The organism is Companilactobacillus nantensis DSM 16982 (assembly GCF_001435815.1).
Taxonomy (GTDB): domain Bacteria; phylum Bacillota; class Bacilli; order Lactobacillales; family Lactobacillaceae; genus Companilactobacillus; species Companilactobacillus nantensis.
The window spans coordinates 101,184-121,415 of sequence record NZ_AZFV01000004.1 but is presented as its reverse complement, the minus strand read 5'-3'; the positions used below and the strand labels follow the sequence as shown (position 1 = coordinate 121,415).

At 37.7% G+C, this 20,232-nt stretch carries 13 protein-coding genes and 4 tRNA genes; all 17 read left to right on the top strand.

Annotation, left to right across the window (positions count from 1 at the left end; genetic code table 11):
• Window positions 1-489: 489 nt before the first annotated feature.
• The 17 genes from pth (at window position 490) to FD31_RS02865 (ending at window position 20,125) form a co-directional block, all read left to right on the top strand.
• On the top strand, window positions 490-1,047 hold the full coding sequence (gene pth, locus FD31_RS02945; RefSeq protein WP_057891270.1) for an aminoacyl-tRNA hydrolase: 558 nt from the start codon (window positions 490-492) through the stop codon (window positions 1,045-1,047).
• Window positions 1,048-1,065: 18 nt separating this feature from the next.
• Window positions 1,066-4,590: a transcription-repair coupling factor gene (mfd, locus tag FD31_RS02940; RefSeq protein WP_057891269.1), complete on the top strand. Its 3,525-nt coding sequence runs from the start codon at window positions 1,066-1,068 to the stop codon at window positions 4,588-4,590.
• A 1-nt stretch (window position 4,591) separates the two neighbouring features.
• Complete coding sequence (locus FD31_RS02935; RefSeq protein ID WP_057891268.1) at window positions 4,592-6,157, top strand: putative polysaccharide biosynthesis protein; 1,566 nt, start codon at window positions 4,592-4,594, stop codon at window positions 6,155-6,157.
• A 2-nt stretch (window positions 6,158-6,159) separates the two neighbouring features.
• The gene (locus FD31_RS02930) at window positions 6,160-6,399 is read left to right on the top strand and encodes an RNA-binding S4 domain-containing protein (protein WP_057891267.1); all 240 of its coding nucleotides are present in this window, start codon (window positions 6,160-6,162) and stop codon (window positions 6,397-6,399) included.
• Between the two features lie 683 nt (window positions 6,400-7,082).
• Window positions 7,083-7,475, top strand: coding sequence for an FtsB family cell division protein (locus FD31_RS02925; protein ID WP_057891266.1), 393 nt, complete (start codon window positions 7,083-7,085; stop codon window positions 7,473-7,475).
• A 23-nt stretch (window positions 7,476-7,498) separates the two neighbouring features.
• The gene (locus FD31_RS02920) at window positions 7,499-7,915 is read left to right on the top strand and encodes a S1 domain-containing RNA-binding protein (RefSeq protein ID WP_057891265.1); all 417 of its coding nucleotides are present in this window, start codon (window positions 7,499-7,501) and stop codon (window positions 7,913-7,915) included.
• 59 nt (window positions 7,916-7,974) lie between these two features.
• The gene (gene tilS, locus FD31_RS02915; RefSeq protein ID WP_057891264.1) at window positions 7,975-9,306 is read left to right on the top strand and encodes a tRNA lysidine(34) synthetase TilS; all 1,332 of its coding nucleotides are present in this window, start codon (window positions 7,975-7,977) and stop codon (window positions 9,304-9,306) included.
• Window positions 9,303-9,848, top strand: coding sequence for a hypoxanthine phosphoribosyltransferase (hpt, locus tag FD31_RS02910; protein WP_057891263.1), 546 nt, complete (start codon window positions 9,303-9,305; stop codon window positions 9,846-9,848). The genes tilS and hpt overlap by 4 nt, the downstream gene beginning before the upstream one ends.
• 82 nt (window positions 9,849-9,930) lie before the next feature.
• On the top strand, window positions 9,931-12,117 hold the full coding sequence (ftsH, locus tag FD31_RS02905) for an ATP-dependent zinc metalloprotease FtsH (protein WP_057891262.1): 2,187 nt from the start codon (window positions 9,931-9,933) through the stop codon (window positions 12,115-12,117).
• A gap of 60 nt (window positions 12,118-12,177) precedes the next feature.
• A complete protein-coding gene (gene hslO, locus FD31_RS02900; protein ID WP_057891261.1) occupies window positions 12,178-13,059 on the top strand; it encodes an Hsp33 family molecular chaperone HslO in 882 nt (293 codons plus the stop codon).
• Between the two features lie 379 nt (window positions 13,060-13,438).
• On the top strand, window positions 13,439-14,443 hold the full coding sequence (gene dusB, locus FD31_RS02895; protein WP_057891260.1) for a tRNA dihydrouridine synthase DusB: 1,005 nt from the start codon (window positions 13,439-13,441) through the stop codon (window positions 14,441-14,443).
• A 75-nt stretch (window positions 14,444-14,518) separates the two neighbouring features.
• A complete protein-coding gene (gene lysS / locus FD31_RS02890) occupies window positions 14,519-16,009 on the top strand; it encodes a lysine--tRNA ligase (RefSeq protein ID WP_057891274.1) in 1,491 nt (496 codons plus the stop codon).
• Between the two features lie 392 nt (window positions 16,010-16,401).
• Window positions 16,402-19,203, top strand: a complete 2,802-nt coding sequence (locus FD31_RS02885; RefSeq protein WP_057891259.1) for a DNA methyltransferase — start codon at window positions 16,402-16,404, stop codon at window positions 19,201-19,203.
• Between the two features lie 511 nt (window positions 19,204-19,714).
• Window positions 19,715-19,787: transfer RNA gene (locus FD31_RS02880), tRNA-Val, on the top strand.
• Window positions 19,788-19,824: 37 nt separating this feature from the next.
• Window positions 19,825-19,907: transfer RNA gene (locus FD31_RS02875), tRNA-Leu, on the top strand.
• A gap of 63 nt (window positions 19,908-19,970) precedes the next feature.
• Window positions 19,971-20,043: transfer RNA gene (locus FD31_RS02870), tRNA-Thr, on the top strand.
• A 10-nt stretch (window positions 20,044-20,053) separates the two neighbouring features.
• Window positions 20,054-20,125: transfer RNA gene (locus tag FD31_RS02865), tRNA-Gly, on the top strand.
• Window positions 20,126-20,232: the final 107 nt, after the last annotated feature.

Genomic DNA, 20,232 nt, shown 5'->3' with positions numbered 1-20,232 from the left:
CTAACACCACTGTCACTGCTGACACCATTGTCCGCAACCGGAGACTAAATTTATTTAAGAATGTTTTTTTATTTAATGTATTTTGATTAATATTATTGGAAGAAATTTAAAAGTAAATAATATCGGTAGGAAATGTTTTTGAAAACTTTCAAATATTTTTGCAAATTTTGATTACGATGAGTAGTTCAGTTAGGATTTTAAAAGATTATCGATTTTTATAATTAATTACCAAAACAAAGAATTGATTAGTCGGAGGGCAAAAATGGAAAAGTCAGCAGTAATAGTGCTGTTAGCGATTTATCGCTTACAGCACAGGACGTATTTTGAAATTCGCGGTCTTTGCGAAGTTCAAAATCGAGTCTCGAGACCTTGGCTCGAGACGGTCCTACAGCTGACTTTTCCGTTTTTTGCCCGGAGACGGCAGTTTAACAATCAACCTTTCCTGAAACTAACATGATATAATATAGGTTCGAAATGAGGTATTAAGATATGAAACTAATTGTTGGCTTAGGAAATCCAGGCAAGAAATACGATCGTACAAAGCATAATATGGGCTTTATGACCATCGATAAATTGATGGATGAATATGGTCAAACACAAATGAAAAAGGACTTTGAAGCTGAATACTGCAAATTTAAAGTTGATGGCGAAACCGTCTTTTTAGTTAAACCTTTAACTTTTATGAATGAATCTGGTCGGGCTGTTAATTTCTTGATGGGCTATTACCAAATTAAGCCTGAAGAAATGATGGTCATTCAAGATGATTTGGATATGCCAATCGGTAAAGTTAGATTACGGACAAAGGGTTCAGCTGGTGGTCACAATGGGATTAAGAGTATAATTTCAGCTGTGGGTACGAAAGATTTTGATCGTATCAAAATTGGGATTCAACATCCTGCAAAACAGACTGTTGTTAACTGGGTTTTGACACCTTTCTCAAAAGATGATGAACCAGTGGCATTAGCTGGTATCGACCAAGCTACTGAAATGGTCAAGGACTGGGTCAGTGGACTTTCAGCCGACCAATTAATGAATAAATATAATTAATACGCAAGGGGGCAAAAATTGGATTTAATAAATTTCATTACGAATAAGCTCAACCTTGGGGAATTTATTAATCAAGTTAAGCCAGACACGAAAAATTTATTGACTGGTTTGACGGGATCGACGATTTCCCTTTTTGCATTGGAAACTTTAAAGCAATCAGGTAAAAAAATTCTGATTGTAGAAAACACCAATTTTCATGCTAATAAAATTTATGATGATCTCAACCTATTAGATAGCGATGCTGTGCATATCTTTCCGGTTGAAGAATCAATCTCAACTGAACTTGCAACGAGCTCACCAGATGAGTTGAGCCAACGACTTGATTCTTTAAGTTTTTTAGCAAGTGATCAATCAGGTATCTTGGTGACATCAATTGCCGGTATGGAATACGAATTATCGGCCAAAGAGTTATTTCAAGCAGCACAGTTAGATATTAAAATTAATGAAGAATATGACCTTGAAGATCTCAATCAAGAATTCGTCCAAATGGGATATGTTAAGGATAAATTAGTTGCTAAACCCGGGGATTTTGCTATCCGTGGGGATATTGTCGATATTTATCCACTTAATGTTGATAATCCTGTGCGAATCGATTTTTTTGGTAATCAAGTTGAAAAAATTAAGTTTTTCGATACGGAAACACAACGTAGTATGGAAGAACTTGACGAAATCAATGTTTTGCCTGCTAAAGACCGAATTGTGACTGATGAACAAGTGGCAGTTGGTTTGAAAAAATTGCAAAAGAGCTACCAGCGTCAACTTGATTCAACTGAAGATAAAGATGTTAAGAATAATCTGGAAGTTAACTTTGCTCAAACAATTGAAGAATTATCAGAAGGGATGCGTCCTGAAAATATCGGTCGAATTGCAGACTATATTTTGGAGCACCCAAGTAGTTTGTTAGATTACCTAGCAAGTGATGATATTGTTTTATTTGATGAATACAATCGTTTAATTGAGCAATCCAATGACAGTGCGGCTGAAAATCAATCGTGGTTAGCCAGTCAACTAGAATTTGGGAAAGCTTTGCCTGAACAAAAGATTCGCCAGAGTTTTATTGAACTAGTTAAGGGAGATAAACATCCCCAAATTTACATTTCTGCCTTTCAACAAGGGATGGGCCACATTCACCTCAATCAATTACACAATGTCTCAGTTCGTTCGATGCAACAGTTCTTCAGTCAAATGCCTTTATTAAAGTCAGAAGTAGAGCGTTGGCAAAAGCAAAACTACACAGTAATGCTAGTTATTAGTAATGAAAAACGTATCCATGCGATTAACGATACGTTGGTCGACTTTGGCATCAAAGCGACACTGACGACGGCTGATAAAGTTATTGAAGACCAGACTCAAATTTTAAATGCTAGTTTGAGTTCTGGTTTTGAAATGCCGGATGAAAGAATTGCTATTATTACTGAAAAAGAACTTTTCAACAAGCAACCAAAGAAACGTCGTCACGAAACTTTGGCGAATGCAGAACGTTTGAAGAGTTATAACGAATTAAAACCAGGCGATTACGTCGTCCACGTCAATCATGGTATCGGTAAATTTATCGGCATGCAGACAATGGAAGTTGATGGCAAGCATCAAGATTACATTACGATTGAATATCGTGATGATGGTCGTTTGTTTATTCCTGTCACGCAATTGGACATGGTTCAAAAATATGTTTCAGCCGAAGGTAAGTCACCGAAGATAAATAAACTAGGTGGTAACGAGTGGCAAAAAACTAAGCGTAAAGTTCAATCAAATATTGAAGATATCGCTGATGATTTGATTGACTTATATGCAAAACGAGAAGCTGAAAAAGGTTTTGCCTTTCCGAAAGATGATCAAATGCAAGACGATTTCGACAATGCTTTTCCTTATCCAGAAACACCGGATCAATTGCGGTCAGTTGATGAAATTAAACGGGATATGGAAAAACCACATCCGATGGATCGTTTGTTAGTTGGGGATGTTGGTTTCGGTAAGACAGAAGTTGCTTTACGGGCAGCCTTTAAAGCTGTTGAAGCAGGCAAACAAGTTGTCTTCTTAGCACCAACGACCTTGTTAGTTCAACAACATTACGAAACAATGAAAGATCGTTTTGAAGGCTTTCCAGTTAATATTGGCGTCTTGTCACGTTTTCAAACACGGAAACAAAGTAAGGAAACAATTGAACAACTTGAAGATGGCACGATTGATATTGTCGTCGGAACACACCGTTTGCTTTCAAAAGATGTTAAATTTCACGATATCGGATTATTAATCATTGATGAGGAACAACGCTTTGGTGTTAAACACAAGGAAAAGATTAAGGAATTAAAGGCTAACGTTGATGTCTTGACACTGACAGCTACACCAATTCCCAGAACTTTGAATATGTCGATGCTGGGTGTGCGTGATCTTTCATTGATTGAAACGGCCCCAAGTAATCGTTATCCAGTACAAACTTATGTCATGGAACAAAACTATGAGGTCATTGCTGGTGCGATTAAGCGTGAAATGGCTCGTGGTGGACAAGTCTTTTATTTACACAATCGGGTTGAAGATATGGATCAAGTTGCTGGTCAGTTGCAAGCACTCGTTCCTGATGCCAGAATTGCGACAGCCCATGGTCGTATGAACGAAACGCAAATGGAAGGTGTAATTGCTGACTATTTGGACGGTGAATATGATGTTTTAGTTACGACAACCATCATTGAAACTGGTGTTGATATGCCGAATACGAATACGTTGATTGTTGAAAATGCTGACCGTTATGGTTTATCACAGCTTTACCAAATTAGAGGTCGAGTCGGTCGTTCAAACCGAGTAGCATATGCTTATTTAATGTATAAGCCAAACAAGGTTTTGACAGAAGTCGGTGAACAACGTTTGGAAGCAATCAAAAACTTTACCGAATTAGGTTCAGGATTCAAGATTGCTATGCGTGACTTGTCGATTCGTGGTGCTGGTAACTTATTAGGTAAGCAGCAACATGGTTTCATTGATTCAGTTGGTTTCGATCTTTATACACAGATGTTAAATGATGCCGTAGCGAAAAAACGTGGTCATACGAAAGCTGAGAAAACTAATTCTGAAGTCAATTTGGCTTTGGAAGCATACTTGCCAGCTGATTACATTACGGATCAACGCCAAAAGGTTGAATTGTACAAACGAATTCGCCAAATTGATTCTTTGGAAAATTATCAAGAAGTTAAGTCAGAATTATTGGACCGTTTCGGTGATTATCCACAAGAAGTTGGCAATTTGTTGGATATTAGTTTATTGAAGAATTCATTTGATGAATCACTAGTAAAGAGTGTCATTATGCGTAATGGCATGATTGCTATTAAGTTCTCCAAGAAAGCCAGCGATTATTTAACTGGTGATTTAGTATTTAAGTTCTTAGCTAATACGACAATGAAAGCCAAAGTTAACGATAAGAATGGTGAATTTACGATTACGTTAGATTCAGGCAGTGTTAAAAAGGATGAGTGGTTTGCACAACTCCAAACATTTGCCAAGAAGATGGCAGCAGGGTTCGATAATTTAAAGAAAGAAAAAATTAAAAATTAATATGCAAAAAGAAGTGTCTAGGGCTATTAAGGGGACCTGGATTCTGACTATTGCCTCACTGTTCTCAGAACTGTTGAGTGCTATTTATCGGATTCCACTGCAGAATATTGTTGGGGATCGTGGCTATTTTATTTATCAACAGGTTTATCCAATCTATGGTATTTTTTCCGTCTTGGCGTTATCGGGATTGCCGGTCGTAATCTCAAAAACGTTTGCTCAACAGCAGACGATGGCTGCTAAACATAATTTGCTGAAGAAAACGTTTGGTATTTTAATGGCAGGAGCGATTGTCATTACCGGATGGCTCTGGTTTTCGGCTAAATATTTGGCTTCCCTGATGGGAGACCCCAATTTGTATCCCGAGGTTCGTGTTGTGGCACTGACATTCTTATTGGTTCCATTTGAAGCTAGTCTCAGAGGCTATTTTCAAAGTGATCTGGTCATGGAACCAAGTGCTATTTCACAAGTTTCGGAGCAATTTTTCCGAATCGTTATCATCATTGCGAGTGCTTTGATGTTTGGTCACGGTATTTTGAATGTATACCAAATGGGAACACTAGCTAATTCAGGTGCCTTTATTGGTGGATTATTAGCGGTTGGTATCTTGGTGCGGACCTTTTTAAAAAACAAAAAGTCTGATCCCGAGCCAGAGAAAGCTGATAAAACAATTCGTTTGGAACATGGCTTAGCGCTAGAAATCATCTTAATTGTCGTATTTACAGGTATTACAATTTTTTATCAATTTATCGATTCGTTTTCAACCGTCCGTTTGTTACTCCATGCAGGGATGGCTTTGGACCAAGCTGAAATTCAAAAAGGTATCTTTGATAGAGGACAACCGTTGTTGCAGTTAGGTATCGTTATTTCGTTATCCTTTGTTTCAACGATTATGCCGCAATTGAAAGAAACCAATCGGGTTCAACAAAATAAGAGTACGATTCAAAAAATGGTGCGAGTGTGTCTGTGGTTGTCAGTTGCTGAAACAGCAGGTTTGATTGCTTTAATGCCACAGATAAACACGATGCTTTTTACCAATATGAATGGTTCTAGAACCTTGAGTATTTACGTGCTCTCGATTTTAATCGTTTCCTTCATCAATTTATTGATTGCTGTTACTAGTGGAGACGATGAAAAAAATATTCACAAATTAATTTTATTCGGGATGTCCCTCGTTGTTAAAGTTGCTTTAAACGTCATCTTGGTACCAAAGTTTGGTATCGCTGGCGGTGCGTTGGCAACTGTATTGAGTGAGTGTGTCATTTTGTTTGGGATTTTAACAATTTATAAGTTTGACCGAAAGTTCTTATCGTTAGATAAAAAGTTCACGTCAAACTTGATTAAATTAGGTTTGATTATGGCAATTTTTGTCAAAATAGTTGTCAGTTTCTTGAACAGTTATTTAGCCATGACTCGAGCCAACAGCGTTTTAGTTAACATTATTGCTATACCTTTAGGAGCGTTCGTTTACTTAAAACTTTCCAAGAAATGGCATATGTTAACGAAAGCTGAATGGGAAATATTGCCAATGGGCAAACATATTACGAAGTTTATGAAAATAGAGGATTAATTATGAGATTAGACAAGTATTTAAAAGTAAGTCGTATTATCAAGAGAAGAACCGTCGCTAAGGAGTTCGCAGACAATGGCCGTGCCTCAATCAATGATCGAGTAGCCAAATCGTCTAGTGAAGTTTCAGTCGGTGATGTATTAGAATTACACTTTGGGGAGAAGACGATGAAAATTCGTGTTCTCAATATCAAGGAAACAACTAAGAAGACCGATTCAGTTGATATGTATGAAGAGGTTTAACTAAAAGTTCCGCCTCCAGGTGCGAGTCGATGAAGCCTGCTGTGAGGACCGCCTGGAGCCAAGGTCTCCAGGCTCGATTTTGAACTTCGCAAAAACCGCGAATTTCAAAATTCGTCCTGTGCTGTAAGAACGGCAAAACCTGCCGTCCTAACACCACCGCCACTGCTGGCTTCATCGCTCGCACCTTCCGGCTAGTGTAATGGGATGGTGTTTGGTTTTCTGTTATCGAGTGTTGTGGAGTATTAAGCTAATTCAAGCCAGTTGTTATTGAGCTTGGTTTAAATTGATTTTTATTCTTTAACAAGAAGGTAACTTAAATTGAATAAACGTTATTTTCTATTTTCTTTTATGAACTATGGAAACTAAGCAATAATCTAGTCGGAGGGTGCGAATGAATGTTGACCAGCAGTGAAGGTGGCGTTAGAGCTTTAGCTCTTACACCACGGGACGAGTTTTGAGACTTGCGATTTGTGCAAGGCTCAAAATCGAGATTGGAGACCTTGGCTCCAATCGGTCCCCACAGCAGGTCAACATTCATTCGCACCCGGAGACGGCAGTGAACCAAAAAAAATTCTCAACCGAAAATTAAAAATTAGAAATAGATTAAAATAAGCGATTTAATCATTCAAATAATGGCTTAAACTTGTTATACTCAAAGTAATCATTTCTAGGGGAGTAGTGGTATGGAAATACGTAAACTAAATTCTAACGTTTCTGTATTACAACCAAAAAAAGTGCCAACTCCTAATCCTGGCCATCATGATCATGCAAAGAAGGTTCATCGCAGACGGATAGCTATGATAGGAATTATTTTCGCACTGATCTTGGTTGTATTTGGCGTTCAAATTTTCAATGCTCACAGAACTTATGCCAATACGATGGAACAAATAGAAATTAGCAATCAGAAGCTAACTAAGCAAAAATCGACGCAGCGTGATTTGAAGCTTGAAGTCAGTCAACTTCATGACACGAACTATATTGAAAAATATATCCGTGAAAAGTATATGTATAGCAAACCGGGTGAACAAATCTACAATTTACCTGATGATGTGCAGACCACTACGATTCAAAAATAGGGAAAGGAATTTTTTTTAATTAGATGACAGTTGAAGTAGGAGCTAAAACAGAAGGTAAAGTAACGGGAATTACAAATTTTGGGGCTTTCGTAGACCTCGGAGAAGGACAAAGCGGAATGGTGCACATCAGTGAAGTTGCTGATGGTTATGTTAAGGATATTCATGATGTGCTAAGCATTGGCGATACTGTTAAAGTTTTAGTTCTTAGTGAGAAAGATCATAAAATTGCACTTTCAATTAAGCAAGCGTCAGATAAGCCTAAGCCAAAGTATCATTCACACCGTTCACACGATCGTAATGATAGAAAACCACAACAACATAAACCAGAAAGTTTCGATGATATGATGTCTGGCTTCATGAAGGAAAGTGAAGAGAGACTCAGCGTTATTAAAAAGAATACTGAAGGCAAACGTGGTGGCCGTGGCGGACGCCGTAGCTAATAAATTTGTATTGGGGTTGGGACGATGTCTCAGCCTTTTTTAATTCAAGGAGAGGGCTAATGGAACTAGATAACAAGATTATAAGTACAGTTAAGAAAGTTTTGAAACGTTATCAGGCTCAAAAAGTTCTGATTGCTGTCTCTGGCGGTGTGGATTCGATGGTTTTATTGAATGTTGTTGCTCAAGTATTACCTAAGAATCAATTTGCCGTGGTCAACGTAGATCATAATTTGCGACCAGAGAGTCGTGCTGAAGTAGACTTTGTGCAAAACTATTGTTTAAAAAATGACTATCAATTTTTCACAACTAAGTGGGAGAATCAACCAGCGGCCGATATTGGTATGGAAGCAGCAGCCCGCAAGTTTCGTTATGGCTTTTTTAAGGAGACAATGCTTGCTGGAAAATTTGATACATTATTAACAGCCCATCATGGAAATGATTTGGCCGAAAATATTTTGATGAAACTTATTCGTTCAGGTAATGCTTATGAAGTTGTTAGTTTGAAAGAACAACGACCATTCGCAACAGGTCAAATTTTGCGTCCCTTATTGGACTTTTCAAAACGAGAATTGGCAGAATATTCAGATATCCATGATATAAAGCATGTTCAAGATGAAACTAATTTTGATAACATAACTTTACGCAATCGATTGAGAAATAACATTTTCCCAGAATTGCAAAAGGAAAATGGTCAATTATTAGCTCACTTTCGTTTTTTTGATCAACAAATAACTGCTTTAGTAAGTTTGGCTAAGCAACAATTTGAAGAAATTGAACATGCTATGAAGTTAGAAGAAGTGGACAAACAAATTATCGGTTTTATCAAACCGATATTAAAACTGGATTCTGAGCAACAAACATTGTTTTGGGGAAACTTTTTTACAAAACGGAAGTTAGATATATCCATCAGCAATCGCCAAATCAATCAAATCATTGAAATTATTCAGTCCGAAGAGGCAAATGCTTCAATTGATTTAGAAGATTCATGGCAGTTTATCCGGACGTATGATAAATTTGTCGTTAAAAAATTCCAAAATCAGAATTTAACGGAAGTAAATGTGCCACTAAATCAAACGGTGACATTTGGTTCGAAAAAGTTAACGATTACGGAAGATGATACTAGTTTTAACTTGTCTGTAGACAAATTGCCGACAACCATCCGATTACGAACCCGTCGTGACGGCGATAAGCTACTTTTAGCAGATGGCAAGCACCAAAAATTAAGTAAACGATTTATAAATGAAAAAGTACCAGCATATGAACGTGATAATTATTTAGTTTTATTATTTGATAATCAGATAGTTTGGGTTGAAAAAATTTACCAGATGAGTGATTATTTAAAAAAAGGGAATAAACACTACAAAATTAACTTGATTGAGGTAAAAGAATGAATTCAGATATCGAAAAGGTTTTAGTTTCCAAAGAGGAGATTGACCAGGCCAACCAACGCCTTGGTAAACAATTGACTGAAGAATACCGTGGTAAGAATCCATTGTTCGTCTGTATTTTACGTGGAGCGGCAATGTTCATGATGGACCTTGTAAAAGAACTTGATATTGAAATGGAATATGATTTCATGGATGTTTCTAGTTATGGTGGCGAAAATACTGTTACAACTGGTGATGTAAGAATTATCAAGGATCTAGATACATCAATTCGTGATCGTGATGTGGTCATTGTTGAAGATATTATTGATACAGGCTATACCTTGGACCGCTTAAAAGAGCTTTTTGATGCTCGTCATGCTAAGTCCATTAAGATTGTTTCCTTTTTAGATAAACCAGCTCGTCGCATCAAACATGTTGATGTAGATTATGTTGGTGTCCAAATTCCTGATGAGTTCGTTGTTGGTTACGGAATGGATTATAATGAACATTATCGTAATCTACCTTATGTTGGGGTGCTAAAACGAGAGGTCTATAGTACAAAATAATTTAGTTAGAGTTACAATTATTATTGTGTTACTGTTCACCAATGTTACAATATGTAACGTCTAAGTAATTAGGAGGAAATGTATGAAAAATAATCGAAATAGGTTAATTAATAATAGCCTGTTTTACATCTTGCTCTTTGTTGTTTTGGTTCTTGCAGCAAGTTGGTTTGCTGGTGGTCAATCCTCTGACCAATCAAAAACACTAAGCCAAGACCAATTCATCACACAATTGAAGCAAGGCAAAGTGAAGAGTTTCAAACTAGAACCTATTGGAGGAGCTTATCAAGTAACTGGTGAATACAAGAAAGCTCAAAAGGCTGAAACTACACGTTCTGTGTCATTATTCAGCCGTAACCAAGCTACGACTTCTAGTGAAGTAACTTCATTTAGTTCAACTGTTTTGCCTAACAACGATACGTTAAAGACCATTAATAACGCCGCTATGGCTAAGGATGTCAAGACTACTGCTGCTCCTAAGTCACAGTCCGGACAATGGATTTCATTGATTCTAACTGTCGTCGTTCCGTTTGCATTATTCTTCTTTATAATCTTTGCAATGATGGGCCGAGGAGGCCAAGGTGGTGGCGCTAACCGTGTCATGAACTTTGGTAAATCTAAGGTTAAGCCAGAAGATCCAAAGAAAAATAAAGTTAGATTTTCTGATGTTGCCGGTGCTGAAGAAGAAAAACAAGAACTTGTTGAAGTTGTTGAATTTCTAAAAGATCCAAGAAAATTCGTTTCATTGGGCGCTAGAATACCATCTGGTGTTCTTCTAGAGGGTCCTCCCGGGACTGGTAAAACTTTACTAGCTAAGGCTGTTGCTGGTGAAGCTAAAGTTCCTTTCTATTCAATCTCTGGTTCAGACTTCGTTGAAATGTTTGTTGGTGTTGGTGCATCACGTGTTCGTGACTTGTTCGAAAACGCCAAGAAAGACGCTCCATCGATCATCTTTATTGATGAAATTGATGCTGTTGGTCGTCAACGTGGTTCTGGTACCGGTGGTGGTAATGATGAACGTGAACAAACTCTTAACCAATTATTGATTGAGATGGATGGATTTACAGGTAATGAAGGTGTCATCGTTATGGCTGCTACTAACCGTTCTGATGTCCTTGATCCTGCCTTGTTACGTCCAGGTCGTTTTGACAGAAAGATTCTTGTTGGCCGTCCTGATGTTAAAGGTCGTGAAGCTATTCTTAAAGTTCACGCTAAGAATAAACCATTTACAGATGATGTTGATTTGAAAGCAATTGCTCAACAAACTCCAGGTTTTGCTGGTGCTGATCTTGAAAACTTGCTTAACGAAGCTGCACTTGTTGCTGCAAGACGTGGTAAGCAAAAGATTGATCCAACTGACCTTGATGAAGCTGAAGACCGTGTTATCGCGGGACCAGCTAAGAAGAACCGTGTTATTCCTGAACAAGAACGTCATACAGTTGCCTACCACGAAGCAGGACATGCTTTGATTGGTTTGGTACTAAGTGATTCTCGTGTTGTTAGAAAGGTTACTATCGTACCTCGTGGACGTGCCGGCGGTTACGCTATCATGCTTCCTAAGGATGATCAAAACCTTGCTACTAAGAAGGAATTGAACGAACAAATTACTGGATTACTTGGTGGTCGTACAGCCGAAGAAATTATCGTCGGTCAACCTTCATCAGGTGCCTCAAATGACTTTGAACAAGCAACTCAAATTGCTCGGACAATGGTTACTGAATATGGTATGACAGACCGTCTTGGTACTGTTCAACTTGAAAAGAATGGCCAACCATTTAGTGGTGGTAATTATCGTGCTGAACCTACATATTCACAAGATACTGCCAAGGCTATTGATCAAGAAGTTAAGCGCATTATCGATGAAGATCACGAACGTGCTCGAGAAATTCTTGAGTCACACCGTGAACAACACAAGATTATTGCTGAAGCTCTATTGAAGTACGAAACACTTGATGAAAAGGAAATCTTGAGCTTGTATAACACAGGTGCAATGCCTGCCAATGATGCAAACCAACAATTCCCAAGTGAAAGTGCTGCAACATTTGAACAAGCTAAGAAGGCTGCTGAAGCCAAAGATGCTGCTAAGCAAAAATCAGAAGAATCAACTAAGGATGATTCAACAAACGCCGATGAGACTAATGTTGATGAGACAACATATCCTTCAGAACACGAAGATAAACCAGCTGATGAACCTAAATCTGATACTGATAAATCTGACGACAATAATTCTGATGATCCAAACAGCAACAATAACAATAATGATAATCAATAATGATAATCAATCAGAAAAAGCGACTCGTGAGAGTCGCTTTTTTGAACGGAGGAAACAAATATGACCGATACATTAACAAAAGCCGTTTCAAAGGACGGTAAGTTTAGAGCATATGTTGTTAATGCTACTGAAACAATTCAAGAAGCTCAAAAACGCCATGATACTTGGAGAAATTCGAGTGCAGCTTTAGGTAGAACGATGATTGGTTCAATTTTAGTTGCTACTTCAACCTTAAAAGAAGACGAAGTTTTAACAACTAGAGTTCAAGGCAATGGTCCAGTTGGCGCAATCGTCGTTGATGCTAATGCTAATGGTGATGTTAAAGGATACATTTCAAATCCACATGTTGCTTTGAAAGCTCGTGAAGATGGACATATTGATGTGAAAGCTGCTGTTGGTACTGAAGGTACTTTGAGTATTACTAAGGATTTACATTTGAAGGAACCATTTACTGGTTCAGTTCCATTAGTATCAGGTGAAATTGGAATGGATTTTGCCTATTACATGGCTAAGTCAGAACAAATTCCTTCAGCAATCGGTGTTTCTGTGTTTGTTAACCCGAATGAAACAGTTGGTGCCGCCGGTGGTTTCTTGATCCAAACATTACCTGGTGCCACTGACGCTGATATTGCTAAGATTGAAGCTAATTTGAAAGTTATCCCCAACTTATCAACATTACTTAACGAAGGTTTAAGTAATCAAGAAGTTATGGAAAAAGTTATGAACGGCATTGAAATGAAGTACCTTCAAGATATGCCAGTTCAATTCCAATGTGACTGTTCTAAAGAACGATTCTCCAAAGCTTTAGCCACATTGTCACGTGCAGAACTTCAAGCAATGATTAAAGAAAATCATGGTGCTGAAGCAGTCTGCAAGTTCTGTGGCAATAAGTATCAATTTGATGAAGCAGAGTTAAAAGAAATTATTGCTCAAAAAGATTAATCATATTTGCCATGTGAATAACATCTTTGTTATTATAACGAGTTGTAAGATTTAAATGTTGCCGCCTCCGGGTGCGAGAAATATAGGCTGCTGTGGGGACCGCCCGGAGCCAAGGTCTCCGAGCTCGCTTTTAAGCTTTGCAAAGTACGCAAATCTCAAAAGTCGTCCCGTGGCGTAAGGGCTAAAGCCCCAACGCCACCTGCACTGCTGCCTATATTTCTCGCACCCGGAGGCTCGTGTTATGATTATGGATTTTGATATAATAATATGAAATTGCCATTATTATTGAGATGTCACATATTAGTGAGTTTGGCTACAGAATTTTTTGTATACGGCCAACGGCGACATACTCAAGCGCAAAAATTAAGAGGTAAAAAGCATGGAATGGAAAATAGGTAACGTTACAATCCCTAATCAGATTGTCGTTGCACCTATGGCGGGTATTACTAATTCGTCGTTTCGAGTTACTGCTAAGGAATTTGGAGCGGGATTAGTTGTCTGTGAGATGATTAGTGATCAAGGTATTAAATACCGTAATCTGAAAACTTTGGGTATGATGTTTGTTGATCCAAAAGAACATCCGGTCAGTATCCAAATTTTTGGTGGAACAACTGAGTCATTGGTCAATGCTGCTCAATATGTAGCTGAGAATACTGGTGCCGATATTATTGATATTAATATGGGTTGCCCGGTGAAAAAGGTTACTAAAATTGGAGCTGGTTCTAGTTGGTTACGTGATCCTGATAAACTGTATCAAATGGTGAAAACTGTCAGTGAATCAGTTGATAAACCAATTACGGTTAAAATGCGTACTGGCTGGGATAATGATCACATTTTGGCATTCGAAAATGCTTTGGCTGCTCAAGAGGCTGGTGCTGCGGCAGTGGCGATGCATGGTCGAACTAAAACACAGATGTATACTGGTCATTCCGACTGGGAACTTCTACATGAAGTGGCACAACATTTAACGATTCCGTTTATTGGTAATGGTGATGTTGTGACGCCTCAAGATGCTAAAACAATGATTGATGAAGTTGGCGCAGACGCTGTGATGGTTGGCCGAGCAGTCCTCGGAAATCTTTGGCGTTTGAATGAAATGAACCATTATTTGGAAACTGGCGAACTGCTTCCTGAACCAACTGTTGGAGAAAAAATTAATATAGCTAAACTTCAACTCCAACGTCTGGTAGACTTAAAAGGTGAGCATGTTGGTGTTCCAGAATTTCGTCAACAGGCAGCATATTATCTAAAGGGGATTCCCCACGCAGTCAGAACTCGTGCTAAAGTAGTGAATGAAGATTCAATGCAGGGAGTTTTTGATGCACTAGATCAATTTGTTGAAAGTTACGAACAACGAGAAGCGAGATCATCAAAAATTTCGTAGACAGGGGGAAAAATTTTGAGTAACGAAAATAAGAAAAAGCAACCAACTAAAGAAGATATAAAGAAGACAAGAGTCATGAATGACCAACTACGGGTTAGACGTGAAAAACTTCAAGAACTTTATGATGAAGGCGTTGATCCATTTGGTTCAAGATTTGAAAGAACAGCCTTGGCCCAAGACATTCACGACAAGTACGGTGATGAAGACAAGGAAACCCTTGAAGAACAAGATTTACCTGTTGTTATTGCTGGTCGTATGATGACAAAACGTGGTAAGGGTAAAGTTGGTTTTGCTGATATCCGCGATAGAAGTGGTAAGATCCAAATTTACGTTCGTAAAGACGTTGTTGGTGAAGAAAATTATCACATTTTCAAGCGTTCAGATATTGGTGATCACCTAGGTATCCACGGTGAAATTATGAAGACAGATATGGGTGAACTAACTGTTAAAGCTACTCATATTACAATGCTTTCTAAATCACTCCGTCCACTACCTGACAAGTTCCACGGTTTAACAAATGTTGAACAAATTTATCGTCAAAGATATTTGGACTTAATTGCTAACCAAGATAGTTTTGATCGTTTCAAGAAGCGTACAAAGATTATCTCAGCCGTTCGTGAATATTTGGATGGAGAAGGTTTCATGTCTGTTGAAACTCCTGTCTTAAATACTCAAGCTGGTGGTGCCAGTGCTCGTCCATTTATTACACATCACAATGCGATGGATATGACAATGTATCTTCGTATCGCTTTGGAGCTACCTTTGAAGAGATTAATCGTTGGTGGTTTTGAACGTGTCTATGAAATTGGTCGTGCTTTCCGTAACGAAGGTATGGATCCACAACATAACCCTGAATACACATCATTGGAAACATATGCCGCTTATTGGGATATGACAGATGTTATGAAGGAAGTTGAAGGAATGTTCAGACATGCCGCTGATAAAGCTAACGGTTCACAAATTGTTAGTTATCAAGGCGAAGAAGTCGATTTGAGCAAGCCTTTCAAACGTATTAAGATGGTTGATGCTATTAAGGAACAAACAGGTATCGACTTTAGTCAAGATATGGATCTTGAACAAGCTCGTAAGATAGCTGATGAAAAGGGTGTTCACTATGAAGAGTTCTGGGGTGTTGGTCACATCATCGCTGAATTCTTTGAAGAATTTGTTGAAGATACTTTGAAACAACCAACATTCGTTTATGAATACCCACTTGAAGTTTCACCATTAGCTAAGAAGAGCAAGGATAACCCTAACTTTACTGATCGTTTTGAAGTTTACATTTTAGGCCATGAATTTGGTAATGCCTTTACTGAATTGAACGACCCAATCGATCAAAAGGAACGTTTTGAGGCTCAAGCTGCTGAACGTGAAAAGGGTAATGACGAAGCTGAACATATTGATGACGATTACGTAGAAGCCATGGAATATGGTATGCCACCAACAGGTGGACTAGGAATCGGTATTGACCGTTTGGTTATGTTACTTACTGATGCACCTTCAATCCGTGATGTTATTTTGTTCCCAACAATGAGACCAGAAGATAACGCAAATAACGAAGAATAAGGATGATTACGGTCAAAAGATGATAAGTATGCTGTGGGACCGACTTCACTCAAGGTCTGAAGTCTCGATTTTGAACTCTGAAGAAATTGCAAACTTCAAAAATCGTCCTGTTCTGTATGGACAATGAGCATCCGCCCTACAGAACTGTCACAGCTGTCTTATAACTTTTGCCCTCCGGCTAGTTAGTATGGAATGCTAATTTAGATGGTATGTATGATGGGATTAGTATTATTTAGTAACTGTAGTTGGCAATAGAAATACCAATTGATCAAATAAGATTTATTTTAAAAAGTTAACAAAATTCAAGTCGCATAATCATGTTTTTGATATGGTTATGCGACTTTTTTTGGTGTTAAAATTAATATATCAAAATACTTAAAGGCGGCTTTTGAATGGATATAGCAACGCAGAGGAAAAATGCAAAGGAATTTATTAAAAGATGGGAGACGAATGACAGAGGGCGTGAAAAGCAAAATAGTCAGAGCTTTTGGATAGATCTACTTGAAAATGTTTTGGGGATTGAACAGCCAACTGAATTCATCAGATTTGAGAAGGCTGTTCAATTGTCACATGAGTCTTTTATTGATGGTTATATTGACCAAACCAAGACCATGATTGAGCAAAAGGGAAGTAATCATGATTTAAACAAGGCCATCAAACAATCTGATGGCAGTCTATTGAACCCATTTCAGCAGGCACAAAGATATTCAGCTAGTTTGCCGTATTCTGAGCGTCCGCGTTGGATTGTTACTTGTAACTTTCGTGAGTTCCGCATTTATGATATGGAACATCCAAATTCTGAACCTACTGTAATTAAGTTGAAAAATTTGGCTACTAACTACTATCAATTGGAATTCTTAGTTGATAAGAGCAACCAGCATATCGAGCGTGAAAAGCGTGTATCTTTGGAAGCTGGTGAATTAGTAGGGAAGATTTACAAGGAACTCTATGGTCAATATAAGAATCAAGATTCTGACCATGCTCAAAAGAGTATTAATCAACTTTCTGTGCGGCTTGTTTTCTGTCTTTATGCAGAAGATGCTGGTATTTTTGGGCGAAAGAATATGTTTCATGATTACTTGGCACAATTCGATGCTAGAGGCATGCGTCAAGCTTTGATCAGACTTTTCAAGGTATTAGATACCAAAGTAGGGGATAGAGACCTATACTTGGCCGATGATTTTCCTAAACTTTCGGAATTTCCTTATGTTAATGGTGGCATGTTTTCGGTTGAAAATATTGAAATACCGCCATTTACTGATGAATTACGAGATTTATTGTTAATCAATGCTTCTGATGATTTTGACTGGTCTCAAATCTCACCAACTATTTTTGGTGCTGTTTTTGAATCTACTTTAAACCCTGATACTCGTAGACAAAGCGGCATGCACTATACCAGCGTTGAAAATATCCATAAAGTCATTGATCCTTTATTTTTAAATGATTTAAAAGACGAATTAAATGAGATTAAACAATTAAAGCAGCCAGCAACAATTAAGAAGAGAGCACAAGAATACCAAGATAAGCTTGCAAATCTTACTTTCTTTGACCCGGCCTGTGGTTCTGGAAATTTCTTAACTGAAACATATTTGAGCTTAAGAAAGCTTGAAAATGAAGTTATCAAGCTTATATATGGTGACCAAGTTCAATTAGATGTTGGCCAGATGGTAGATGTTGTAAAAGTTACCATTCAGAACTTTTATGGTATTGAGATTAACGATTTTGCTGTTAGTGTTGCCAAGACTGCACTTTGGATTGCCGAAAGTCAAATGCTGGAAGCAACCAAGGAAATTGTTTATGCTAACTGGAATTTCTTGCCATTGAAAACATATACTCATATTCATGAAGGCAATGCTCTAAGAATGGATTGGAATGAGGTTATTCCTAATAATGCTTGTCACTATGTAATGGGGAATCCTCCTTTTGTAGGAGCTTCAATAATGGCTCAGGATAGTGAACAAAAGAAAGAAGTACAAGAAACGTTTCCTGAATTGAAGAAAAACGAAGTACAAGTATTAGATTATGTTACTTGTTGGTATAAATTAGCAGCTAAATTTATCCAAGGTACCAACATATCCGTCGCCTTTGTTTCGACTAATTCTATTACGCAAGGGCAGCAAGTTCCCGTCCTATGGTTTGTACTGATCAATGAATATAATCTGCATATTAATTTTGCTTATAGAACTTTTATATGGAATAGTGAGGCTAAGGATAAAGCTCATGTCCACTGTGTGATAATAGGATTTTCTACTTCTGATAGTAAGGAAAAAAGAATTTATAGTTCTGATAGTTATAAGAAAGTAAATAATATAAATCCATATTTAATTGATGCCGAAAACATCCTTGTTACTAAGGTGAATAATCCAATATGTAATGTTCCTAATATGGTATTTGGTAATCAACCAAGAGATGGAGGTAAATTTGTAATTGATGTCAATGAGTATCAAGAGATATTAAAAAAAGAACCTAATTTAAAAAAATGGTTGTTTAAATACGTAGGTGCTGTTGAATTTTTACATAATAAACCCAGATGGTGTCTATGGTTAAAACATGCAACACCAAGTGATATTAAGAAAAGTAAAATATTGTATTCAAAAGTAGCAGCGGTGAAAGAATTTAGAGAAGATTCAAAAGCGAAGACTACCCGAGGATATGCCAAGGTACCTAATTGCTTTGCTCAAATGACACAGCCCGAAGGAGAAGATTTTTTGATTTTACCAAGAGTGTCTTCTCAGAGTAGAAAATATATTCCTATAGGGTTTGAAAAAGCCGGTGTCATTGCATCTGATGCAGTACAACTCATACCTCATGCTACTCTATATGAATTTGGAATTATGGAATCTAATGTACATATGGCCTGGATGAGAACTATTGCAGGTAGATTAAAGAGTGATTATCGCTATTCTGCAAAAATCGTCTACAATAACTTCCCATGGCCATCATCAACGGAAGAGAAGAAGAAAATGATTGAAAAAACAGCTCAAGCAATCCTTGATGCACGTGCATTGTATCCAGATAGCTCACTTGCTGATCTCTATGATCCATTAACAATGCCAAAGGAACTGTTAAAAGCCCATCAGGACAACGACAGAGCAACCATGGCAGCATATGGAATGAATGTTAAAACGACTACAGAAAGCGATGCCGTTTCAAAATTGTTTGAAATATACGAGAAATTAACGAAGAAAAATTAAAATATTTATATGAATGGACAGTATTAATTAAGCGTAATGGAACCAAATATAAATTCTATTGGCCTCCATGGTCACTTGACTTTACGAAAAATAATTTTGAAGATTGGTGTTTTGTAGTCTACAATTCTTCTTGGGTTACTGCCCCCCGGATACATGCATTTACGTGCACAACCATTAGATTTTCAGCTTAAGCCTACTTTTGAGCTCCTTAGAGATATTAAAATTGATGGTAAAAGATATAAAGATTGACAATTTTTATATCTTAATTGACATATTATTGATTGTCTTGAAAAAATGGATGGATCTAATCCAAGGAATGCTAATTTAGTTAGTATGAGGTACTACTAATCGTTTCTAAACGTAGGTAGATGAAAAATTTAGTAACCTATGTCGGCAATAGATGCACTAATTAATCAAATGAGACTTATTTAAAAAAAAGTTGACGAATTATCGTTGACTTTTTTTGTTTGTTTTGGGTATAATAATATAGTTGTTTGTTACAAGAACATATGGAGGATTAGCTCAGCTGGGAGAGCATCTGCCTTACAAGCAGGAGGTCACAGGTTCGATCCCTGTATCCTCCATTAAGCAAAATGCTTAATGGATTCAATTAGGTTTTTTGCGGGTGTGGCGGAATTGGCAGACGCGCTAGATTTAGGTTCTAGTGTCCAGTGGACATGAAGGTTCAAGTCCTTTCACCCGTATTAATAATTAACCTTGCAAAAAGATTAATTATTATGTATTATGTTAATTGTTGTTGACATAATGCCGACTTAGCTCAGTTGGCAGAGCACCTGTCTTGTAAACAGGGGGTCGGAGGTTCGAATCCTCTAGTCGGCATCGTCATAATGCGGAAGTAGTTCAGTGGTAGAACATCACCTTGCCATGGTGGGGGTCGCGGGTTCGAATCCCGTCTTCCGCTTTAGAGAATTTGATAAATGAAAAGGGTAATTAATTCTAATTTAGAATTAATTGCCCTTTTCGTTTTCTAAAAATAATTTGTGAGGGGCCGCCTCCAGGAACAAGAAA

Excerpts from the sequence above, each read along its gene's own strand:
- pth (WP_057891270.1), top strand. The coding sequence starts at position 490 with ATGAAACTAATTGTTGGCTTAGGAAATCCAGGCAAGAAATACGATCGT.
- FD31_RS02935 (WP_057891268.1), top strand. The coding sequence starts at position 4,592 with ATGCAAAAAGAAGTGTCTAGGGCTATTAAGGGGACCTGGATTCTGACT.
- FD31_RS02930 (WP_057891267.1), top strand. The coding sequence starts at position 6,160 with ATGAGATTAGACAAGTATTTAAAAGTAAGTCGTATTATCAAGAGAAGA.
- FD31_RS02925 (WP_057891266.1), top strand. The coding sequence starts at position 7,083 with ATGGAAATACGTAAACTAAATTCTAACGTTTCTGTATTACAACCAAAA.
- FD31_RS02920 (WP_057891265.1), top strand. The coding sequence starts at position 7,499 with ATGACAGTTGAAGTAGGAGCTAAAACAGAAGGTAAAGTAACGGGAATT.
- tilS (WP_057891264.1), top strand. The coding sequence starts at position 7,975 with ATGGAACTAGATAACAAGATTATAAGTACAGTTAAGAAAGTTTTGAAA.
- hpt (WP_057891263.1), top strand. The coding sequence starts at position 9,303 with ATGAATTCAGATATCGAAAAGGTTTTAGTTTCCAAAGAGGAGATTGAC.
- ftsH (WP_057891262.1), top strand. The coding sequence starts at position 9,931 with ATGAAAAATAATCGAAATAGGTTAATTAATAATAGCCTGTTTTACATC.
- hslO (WP_057891261.1), top strand. The coding sequence starts at position 12,178 with ATGACCGATACATTAACAAAAGCCGTTTCAAAGGACGGTAAGTTTAGA.
- dusB (WP_057891260.1), top strand. The coding sequence starts at position 13,439 with ATGGAATGGAAAATAGGTAACGTTACAATCCCTAATCAGATTGTCGTT.
- lysS (WP_057891274.1), top strand. The coding sequence starts at position 14,519 with ATGAATGACCAACTACGGGTTAGACGTGAAAAACTTCAAGAACTTTAT.
- FD31_RS02885 (WP_057891259.1), top strand. The coding sequence starts at position 16,402 with ATGGATATAGCAACGCAGAGGAAAAATGCAAAGGAATTTATTAAAAGA.